This window comes from Pseudomonas sp., from assembly GCF_050739775.1.
Lineage (GTDB): Bacteria > Pseudomonadota > Gammaproteobacteria > Pseudomonadales > Pseudomonadaceae > Aquipseudomonas.
Genome location: NZ_JBOICA010000056.1, coordinates 19,484 through 29,094, shown reverse-complemented (window position 1 = coordinate 29,094; position 9,611 = coordinate 19,484). Strand labels below are relative to the sequence as shown.

The window sequence follows — 9,611 nt, the reverse complement described above, 5'->3', positions numbered from 1 at the left end:
TTGCAGCCGGTGCCAGCGGGGGTGCTGGGCGAACTGTACCTGTGCGGTAGCGGGCTTGCCCGCGGCTACCACCGTCGCCCTGGGCTGACAGCCGAGCGTTTTGTCGCCAGCCCGTTCGTGGCCGGCGAGCGGATGTACCGCACCGGTGACCTGGCGCGCTACCGGGCGGATGGCGTGATCGAGTACGCCGGGCGCCTGGACCACCAGGTGAAACTGCGCGGCTTGCGGATCGAGCTGGGCGAGATCGAGGCGCGCTTGCTCGAGCATCCGTTGGTTCGTGAGGCGGTGGTATTGGCGGTTGAAAGCAAGTACCTGGTCGGCTACGTGGTGCTGGAACAGGAAACAGCGGACTGGCGCGGCGAGCTGGCGGCCCACCTGGAGCAGAGCCTGCCGGAGTACATGGTGCCGAGCCGGTGGCTGGCCCTGGAGCGGATGCCGCTGAGCCCCAACGGCAAGCTGGAACGCAAGGCGCTGCCGGCCTTCGAGGCGCAGGCGAAGGAGGACTACCCTGAGCCTCAGGGTGAACTGGAGCAGGCCTTGGCCGCGCTCTGGGCCCAGGTGCTGGGCATTGAAAGGGTAGGGCGTGAAGATAGTTTCTTCGAACTGGGTGGGCACTCGCTGCTTTCCCTGACCCTGCTCGATCGTATACGCCGAAGCCTCGGTGTCGAGGTTGCGTTGAGTCGTTTCATGAGCAATCCGACCTTGGCCGGACTTGCGCGCAGCCTGCAAGGCCAGGATCACGCCGGCACTTCATTGCTGGTACCGCTGGCGGGCGACGCCCGGCGCAACCCGCAGCTGTTCTGTTTCCACCCAAGCTATGGTTCGGTGTACTGCTATCAGCCATTGGCCCAGGCCTTGAAGGATCAATGGTCTGTGCAAGGGGTGGTGTGCGAGGCCTTTGTCCTCGGCAAATGGCAGGAGACCAGCTGGCAGTTGATGATCCAGCGCTACACCCGTGAGCTGCTTGCGGCACAGGCGCAAGGTCCGTTTTATCTGCTGGGTTGGTCGCTGGGGGGCAACATCGCGATGAGTGTGGCCAGGCAGCTGGAACTTGCCGGTCACCAGGTCGCTTTCCTGGGCATGCTCGATGCACCACCACCGCGCGAGGTCCGGCCGTTCTGGGACCTGGTGGCGGAACGCAAGGGCCAGGCATCGGTTGCGCCGGACGAGCAAGCGTCACGGCTGGCGTTGCTGTCGATGCTGTTCCCGGAGCAGGCGCACGCGCTTCAGGCGCTGGCCGAAACCCTGCAGGGCCTGACACTGGAGCAGGCCTACCGCCGGGTGCTGGACTGGGCCGCTGAGCAGATGCCCGAGCAGTATGGATTGATCGAAGGGCTGATCCTGCAGAACAAGGATCTCGACAATGCGCTGACCTTGAAGCCGCGGCTCGATGCCTTGCTCGAGTCGTTCCAGTACGAAGCGACTCGGGTGTCGCCATCGTGTTGGTGGGCAGGCAGCGACAAGCCGAACGACCTGGTTCAACTGATCGAAGCGACCTTGGCGCAAGCGTTGGGCGCAACCAGACAAGGCCTGTCGCAGGTGTTGCCATGCGATCACGACCAGATCATCAACAGCCGGCAGTTGCTGGAGTCACTTGCCCAGGCGCTGGCCCAAAGCCGAGCACACGGCTGATCCGCCAATCGGGTGTTAACCCTCGTTGGGGCCGTGCAACGGCCCCAAGCCTGGTTGGCAATACATTTCTTTGGGTATGAAAAATGCCGGTCAGAACTGACCGGCATTGAGTGCAGGGCCTGGCGCCAGCGCCAGGTGTCGCGGCGGTGTGACTCAGTAGCTGTACTTCAAGGTCACCAGCGCGTTGCGAGGATCGCCGTAGAAGTTGTGATCGTAGTCGATGGCCTGGTAGTACTTCTTGTCGAAGATGTTGTTGACGTTGACGGCCGCCGAGAAGTTCTTGTCGATCTGGTAGGCGATACGACCGTTCCAGATCGAGTAACCACCCTGGTTACGACCGTAGTAGCCAAAACCCGAGGCGGAGCTCTGGGTGTTCACCCCACCGCCGATCGACACCTTGCTCCAGTTGCCTGGCAACTGGTAGTTGGCCCAGGTGCGCAGTATATGTTTGGGCGTCTGGGTGTTGGCGGAGATGTTGCCGGCCACCGCCGGTTCTTCATCCTTGTACTTGAGCAGGTTCAGGGTGTAGCCCGCATAAAGTTGCAGGCCGTCCAGTACTTCACCACTGACTTCGGCCTCGAAGCCGCGGCTCTGGATGGTGCCCGAGGGGATGTAGCAGGTGCCGCTGCAATTGGCGTTGGCAATGATCGACGACACTGACGAATCAGGCATCGGAATGTTGTCCTGCTCCATCTGGTACAGGGAGAACGAGGTGATCAGGCGACCGTCCTTATGCTCACCCTTGAGGCCGACTTCATAGCTTTTGCCAGTACGCGGGTCGAGGATGTTGCCTGCGGCCGTGCGCTGGGTCTGCGGCTTGAAGATTTCGGTGTAACTGGCGTAGGCGCTCCAGTTCGGGTCGAGCTTGTACACCAGGCCTGTGTAGGGTGTGACCTTGCCGTTCTTCTGCGCTTCGCTCTTGCTTGCACCCCACGGGCCATCGGAGGTGAACACGGTCCTGAAATCGGAGACCCGGGCGCCGAGGATAAAGGACAGCGACTCGGTCAGCTCGTAGTTGGCAACACCATAGAGGCCTTTCTGGGTCGAGTCATAGGCATCGTCCCATTTGTTCGCCGAGTAGATGGAGTCATCGCTCGGCTCTACATTGTTGGGCACATAGTCGAAAATGTTGATCGGGTTGACGTAGTTGTAGCGGGCACCCCAGACATCATGGCTCTTGAGTTTGGAGTAGTTGGCACCCACGGTCAGGCCAAGCTTGCGCTCGAACAACGCCAGGTCACCGGTGGCATTGATATCGCCGCCCCAGTGATCGGAGAAGTAGTCGAACACATAGGCGTCGCCCACCAGCTTGGTGCCTGGGCCCATGCGGCCACGACGTTGCAGGTACTTGAAGTCGTTGAACTCGCGGGCATTGATGAAGGTACCCTTGAGTTTCCAGGTGTCATTGAGCTGATGGGTAATATCCAGGTAGTAGGTGTCCTGGGTCTTGTCCCAGTTATCCCAGGTGGTGCCCAGGTAGGCCGAGCGATCCAGCGATGGCATCGAGCCGTTGCTGAAGTTGGGAATGCCCATGAAGTTGGGGGTGGCATCCACGCGCTCGTGGCTATAGCCGACGCCGACCAGGGTGTCGGGGGTCAGGTCGTAGTCCAGGGCCGCATAGAGGGTCTGGTTATCGGAGCCGACGTAGTTGACGAAGGAGTTGGCGGTGTCGTAGTCCAGCACCACGCGCCCGCGCAACTTGCGCTGCTCATCCAGGGGGCCGGCCACATCGACCTGGGCGCCATAGCGGTCCCATGAACCGGCTTTGGCTGTCAGGTTGACCTGCGGATCAAAGGTGGGGCGTTTGCGCACCAGGTTGACCGCGCCTGATGGATCGCCGCCACCTTCGAGCAGCCCTTGTGGGCCACGCAATACTTCGACGCGATCAAGAATGGCGGTTTGTCCACTAAAGCTCGAACCCCGCGCGTAGAGTTGGCGCTCCAGCGGAACGCCGTCGTACTGGAAGCTGTTGATGAAAAAACCACGGGAATAGAACTGGTAGCCGGTGAACGATGGCACTGCGGTGATGCCGGGGGAGGCCAGCAGGGCCTCGGTGACATTGGTGATGTCCTGTTCCTGCATGCGCCGCTGAGTGACCACGCTGACGGCTTGGGGAATGTCCTTGATGTTCTTCACGCCCTTGCCGATGGAGGTCACCGGCGAGGCATAGGAGTTGGTGCCTTCGGTGGTGGCGGTATCAACCCGGCTGTTGATCAGGACGTTGTCCAGATTGATGGCGGCGTTGTCGCTGGACGGTGCATTGAGGATGGCGGTGTTGCCATTGAGCTGATAACGGATACCGGTGCCGTGCAACAGGCGTTCCAGTGCTTCACTGGGCTCCAGATTGCCCTTCACGGCACGGGTACGCGTGTCGCGCACTGACTCCGGGCTGTACAGGATCTGCAGGTTGGCTTGTCTGCCCAACGCTTGCAGCGCCTGGGAAAGCGGTTGCGCCGGGATGTTCAGGTCGACCGGCTCGGCGATGCTCTGGGACGCATAGGCCAAGGCAATGGCCGCTCCGAGGGAGAGAACGGTACGATTGGCAGGTTTGCTGACACGCATGAGGCCAAGGCCTCGGGAAGGTCTGTTGAACATCGAATTATCCATCAAGTGTAGGCAAATGTTATTGAGAATTGTTATTAAAAGTAAGACGCACGGCCCAGGAAAAAACGGATAAGAAATTTTTCGTTGGGCCGTAACGGGTCAGGCCAGCGCTTTTTCGCTGATGACATGACCGGCCTTCATGCTCACCAACTGGTCGGCGACATCGAAGTAGCGGTCATCGTGGGAGATGACGATGATGGTCTTGCCCAGGCGTTTGAGATCGGGCAGCAGCTCGGTGTAGAAGATGCGGCGGAAGGTCGGGTCCTGGTCGGCTGCCCACTCGTCGAACACCAGTACCGGACGTTGTTCGAGCCAGGCACTGATCAGGGCCAGGCGCTTGCGTTGGCCAGTGGACAGGTCGGTGGTGCTGAACCTGCCGTCCTTGACGCTGACCTTGTGGCCGATTTCCAGGCGTTGCAGGTACTGGTTGGCATCCTCCGGGATATGCTGATCACCCTGGACCACATCGTCGAACAGGTAATAGTCGGAGAAGATGGTGGTGAACAGCTGCCGGTAGTCATCGCGGGTCTGACTGTTGACGGCGATGCCATCGAGGAGGATCTCTCCCGATTGCGGTGGATACAGCCCCAGCAGCAGTTTGATCAGCGTGGTTTTGCCACAACCGTTCTCGCCGACGATGAAGACGATCTCGCCCTGTTCGATCGACAGGTTTACCGGCCCCAGGCGAAAGGGCGGGTTATCGTCCACCGCTGGGAACGCATGGCAGACGTCCTTCAGTTCGAGGCTGCGCAGGCTTGCCTGGGCCGCGCCTTTGTCGTCGAGCAGCAGGTGCGGTTCAGGCGAGGAGAACTGCTCGGACAGTTCGGCGATGCGCCGAAAGGCAACTTGCGCACGACTGATGATCGGCAGGGTCACGACCAGGTGTTCCAGCGGGCCTTTCATGTACAGCAGCACCAGCACGAAGCCGCTCATCACCGTCTTGTCAGCCGACGGCCACAGCGATTGCAGCGCCAGTGCCAGGCCGATGACCACGAAGAACAGCATCGAGCCGAAACTCTTGGCGATGACAAAGACATTGATCGAACGAACCTGCGTATCGCGGATATCGTTGGCGGTCTGCTGGATGCGCTTGACGAACATGCGCTGCCGGCGCGGCCGGTGGATGCGCAGCTCCTTGGCCCCTTCGGCAATTGCGCTGTAGTGCTTTTGCAGTTCGTCCTCGGCGTCGCGGGCGGCAAGGAAGCCTTTGATCCCTTTGGCCCGGGCGATGTACTGGGCGCTGATGCCGATGGCGATGGCGATCAGCATCATGAGGAACATCGGCAAGGACAACATGGCCAGGTAGCCCAGGCAGCCCAGCGTTACCGTCAGTGATATGGCCAGTGGCGCAAAGGCAAAGGCAAAGTCGCTGATGGTATCGACGTCATGCGTCAGGACCGGGATCAGCCGATGACTGCGATAGCGCTCGATCTGGGCGATGGGCGCTGACAGCACCTTCTCGCCCAGGGATGTGCGCAGGGTTGCGATGATGTGCTGGCCAACATAGTTGGTGCCGATATCCGACAGGATCGAACTGAGCAAGGCCAGCAGGCAGAGGCCCGCGAACAGCCCCACCAACGCGGAACTGAGGCCCGCTTCGGCATGCAGGGCACTGTTGATGGTGGCCAGCAGCACCGTCACGCTCAGGCCGCCGGCCATACCCAGTACGATCGATACGCTGACCACCGGCCAGAAGGGTTTGAGCAGGGCGAACAGCTCGCGCAGCGCCCCGCGTGGTTGCTTGGTCATTGAAAGTTCCTGCTCAGGCGCGAGTGAGGGCAACAGCTTCTCGCGTGCCCACGTGGGCGCGGGCCAGGCTCTGGTACAGCGACTGGCCGATTTCCGCTGCACGCACCGGCAGCACCGACAACAGAGTGTCGCTCAGGCCATGGGAGGCTTCGCAGAAGCCTTGCAGGTAGACGGCGGCGTTGAGTTCCGGGGTGGCCAGTGCGCGGTAGTGGCGGTCGACTTCGAAGTCTTGCAAATGCTGTTGCAGCGGCGCCAGCAGGTCGCGGTGGGAGCGGCGTTCGTAGCCGGTGGCGAGGATCACCGCATCGTAGCGATGGGTTTGTCGAACCTCGGTGGCCAGGTCGCGCAGGGTCAGCTCGATACCTTCGGCGGTACTCACGGCGGCTTCGATATCGCGGCGGCAGAGCACGGCATGACGGAACTGATGGGCGACTTTCTGGCGGTAGAGGATGGCGTAGATGCGCTCGATCAGGTCGACATCGACCACCGAGTAGTTGGTGTTGTGGTATTCCTCGATCAGCTTGGCCCGCTCGACGTGAGGCTGATTGAACACCAGGTCGGTGTAGTCCGGTGCGAACACTTCGTTGACGAACGGGCTGTCGTCGGCCGGCTTGAGCGCCGAGGCACGCAGGATCATGTCGACCTTGACCGACGGGTAGCTGTCGTTGAGGTCGATGAAGGCTTCGGCAGCGCTTTGCCCCGAGCCGATGATGGCGATGCGCATTGGCTTGCCCTCAGTGCAGGGCAACTGTTGCAGGCTGTTCAGGTACTGGGAGTGGTGGAACACCCGTGGATCATCCTTGAACGGGGAAAACACCTGGGGGATCTTCGCTGTGCCGCCACTGCCCACCACCACGGAACGCGCGCGGCGGATGTGTTCGTGGCCGTTCTGGTCACGGCAGATCAGGCGCAGGTGATCGATCCGGCCGTTGTTCAACTCCGGTTCAATACGCAGGATTTCTTCGCCGTAGACAGCCTGGGTAGCGAAGTGCTCGGCAGCCCAACGCAGGTAATCGTTGTACTCCAGGCGGCAGGGATAGAAGGTGCCCAGGTTGATGAAGTCCACCAGGCGTTGTTTCTGGTGCAGGTAGTTGACGAAACTGTACGGGCTGGTCGGGTTACGCAGCGACACCAAGTCCTTGAGGAAGGAAATCTGCAGTTCGCTCTGGGTGGCCAGGGTGTTGCCGTGCCAGCGGTAGTCACTCTGCTTGTCGATGAACAGGGCGTCGAGGGCGTGGCCGTTGGTTTCGGCAAGTTCTTCCAGGGCGATGGCCAGGGCCAGGTTGGAAGGGCCGAAACCAACGCCGATCAGGTCGTGGATTTTTTCGCAAGAGAGGGTCTGGCTCATGGGGGCGGTTCCTTGGGTGGTCGAGAGGGGACACCCTGGAAAAGGGCGTCCCGGATCCTGCGCAAGTACACCGATAGAACGAGCTGTCAGAGCGAGAATTTACCGATTTTCACTGCTCAAAGTTCACGGGCCAGACGAATACCGATCCAGTCGCCACGGTTGGTTGGCAAGCTGGTGTTGCGGTTGCCTGAACGGGAAAAGATCGGTGCCTCACCCCAGTCGTTGCCGCGGATCACTACCAGCTTGCAGCCCGCTTCCTTCCACGCGCTGCCGTCGTTCGGCGCGCCGGCATAGCTGTTGTGGTAGCAGTCGTCGACCCATTCATACACGTTGCCATGCATGTCGTAGACACCGAAGGCGTTGGCTGCATAGCTGCCCACCGGGGCGCTGAAGCTGAAGCCGTCCTTGGGCCCGTAGACGTTGGCGTTACGGCTGATTTCGTACTCGCCATCGGGGTCCAGTTCGAAGGGGAAGGGACCGCTGCTGCCGGCGCGGGCGGCGTACTCGCGCTGAGCTTCGTTGATCATGCGGTACTGCTTGCCGGTCTTGGCGGTCAACCAGGCGGCGTAGTCCTGGGCATCCTGGTAGCTCATGCACACGGCCGGTTGGCGCGGCCCCTGCTTGTAGCGGGGTTTGCTGGCCTGGCACTCGCGTCCGGGGCGCGTGTCACCGTCGGCGATCTTTGCGCCGGATTCGCGCAGGTAGGCGTCCCATTCGCTTGCCGTGACCTGGTAGCGGCTGACGGCAAAGGGTTTGGCAAAAGTCACCGGGTGCAGCGGGCTTTCGTCGGGTTGGCGGCCGGCTTCATCGTCTGGGGTGCCCATGGTGAACGTGCCAGCCGGTAGCACAAGCATTTCCGGGCAGGCCGGCTTGCAGTCGCGAAAGACCTTGCCAGCGGGCAGCGGTTCGGCGGCCTGGGCGCTGCCGAAGGCGCCGAGCAGGGCCAGCAGTGAAAGGGGGTAGAGCAGTCGTGAGGACATGGATAAGCCTTGGTCAGAGTTTGTGGGTCAGCAGGTCCATGGCCCGGTCGATTTCCTGCTCGTTGTTGAGCAGGCCCGGCGCCATGCGGATCACTGGGCCGACATCGCGGTGCACGGCGTCGACGACAATGCGCTGGTCATTGAGGTACGCGGCGATGGCATCGGGGTCGCGGTCTTTGATACGGAAGAAGGTAAAACCGGCCGAATGTTCGCGACTCAGGGGGGTGACCAGCTCGATTGCCTTGTGCTCAGTGAGTCGGGCCTTGAGATAGTCATTGAGCTGGTGGATACGCTCCTGGACATCGGCCTTGCCCAACTGCAGGTGCAGCTCGAAGGCTTTGCCCAGGGCCCAGCGGTGCTCGAAAGCGTGGTAGCCGCCGGGGGTCATGATGGTGGCGAAGTCTTGGTCTTCGGAGAAGGTGGCGAAGGTCGGCACCAGGTGCTGCATTTTTTCCGAGGCGGCGCAGATGATTCCGGTGCCGCGCGGGCCGAACATCCACTTGTGGGTGCCGGAAATGAAGTAATCGCAGTTGAAGTCGGCGAAGTTCTGGTTCTCCACGCCAAAGCCGTGCACACCATCGATCACATAGATAATGCGCCGGTCTTCTTCGCGGTCGCGGTTGTGTTGACGCAGCAACTCGCCAATTTCGCCGACCGGCAGTTTTACCCCGCTGCCCGAGTGGACCCAGGTCATGCCCAGCACCCGGGTGTTGGGTTTGATGGCCTTGTCGAGGGTGCTCAGTACCTGATCGGTGGACAGGTCTCGGGGCTGCTGGAACAGGCGCAGTTTGCGCACCCGGGTGCCCTGGCGCTGTTGGCGAAAGCCGAGGATCTTGTTGGTCGAATAGTGCTCGTGCTCGGTGGTGAGGATCTCCTGGTCGGGGCCCACCTTCAGGCCGCCATAGATCATGCCCAGGCCCTCGGTGGTGCTGCCGGTCAGGGCGATCTGCCGGGGCTTGACCTGCAAGTAGCGGCCGGCCCAGTCGCGCACTTCACCTTCGCGCTGCCATTCGATCTGGGTTTCCCAGTCGACCCAGCGCGCCGGGTTGCGGTCAATTTCGCCGCGGTAGTAGTCGATGGCATCCTGCACCGGCTTAGGGTGGGCGGTGACCAGGAAGTTGGCGAAGTGGGCGTAGTGTGGGTCCAGTGGGAACAGCTGGCGCAGTTGCTGCCATTTGTCCTTGCCGGCAAGAGACGGCGCGCTGGCAGCCAGGGCCTTGGGCAGCAGGGAACCGGCGATCGGCAGGCTGGCAGCTAGCAGCCCGGCCTGCTTGAGAAAGGTGCGGCGGTCAGTCATG

The 9,611-nt window shown here is 61.6% G+C and carries 6 protein-coding genes; 1 reads left to right on the top strand and 5 read right to left on the bottom strand.

What is annotated here, in order from left to right; genetic code table 11:
- Positions 1–1,632, top strand: a 1,632-nt coding sequence (locus ACRESH_RS22240) for a thioesterase domain-containing protein (RefSeq protein WP_431744002.1), incomplete at its 5' end; no start/stop codon positions are given.
- Positions 1,633–1,785: 153 nt separating this feature from the next.
- Here ACRESH_RS22240 and ACRESH_RS22235 read toward each other — a convergent pair.
- From ACRESH_RS22235 to ACRESH_RS22215, 5 genes are all read right to left on the bottom strand, one after another.
- Positions 1,786–4,227, bottom strand: a complete 2,442-nt coding sequence (locus ACRESH_RS22235; RefSeq protein ID WP_431744001.1) for a TonB-dependent siderophore receptor — start codon at positions 4,225–4,227, stop codon at positions 1,786–1,788.
- 108 nt (positions 4,228–4,335) lie between these two features.
- A complete protein-coding gene (locus tag ACRESH_RS22230) occupies positions 4,336–5,985 on the bottom strand; it encodes a cyclic peptide export ABC transporter (RefSeq protein ID WP_431744000.1) in 1,650 nt (549 codons plus the stop codon).
- 13 nt (positions 5,986–5,998) lie between these two features.
- The gene (locus ACRESH_RS22225) at positions 5,999–7,333 is read right to left on the bottom strand and encodes a lysine N(6)-hydroxylase/L-ornithine N(5)-oxygenase family protein (protein WP_431743999.1); all 1,335 of its coding nucleotides are present in this window, start codon (positions 7,331–7,333) and stop codon (positions 5,999–6,001) included.
- Positions 7,334–7,449: 116 nt separating this feature from the next.
- Positions 7,450–8,313 (bottom strand): formylglycine-generating enzyme family protein, encoded by an 864-nt coding sequence (locus ACRESH_RS22220; RefSeq protein WP_431743998.1) that lies wholly within the window; start codon positions 8,311–8,313, stop codon positions 7,450–7,452.
- Between the two features lie 13 nt (positions 8,314–8,326).
- Positions 8,327–9,610 carry an aminotransferase class V-fold PLP-dependent enzyme gene (locus ACRESH_RS22215; RefSeq protein WP_431743997.1) on the bottom strand — a complete coding sequence of 428 codons (1,284 nt, stop codon included), beginning with the start codon at positions 9,608–9,610 and terminating at the stop codon, positions 8,327–8,329.
- Position 9,611: the final 1 nt, after the last annotated feature.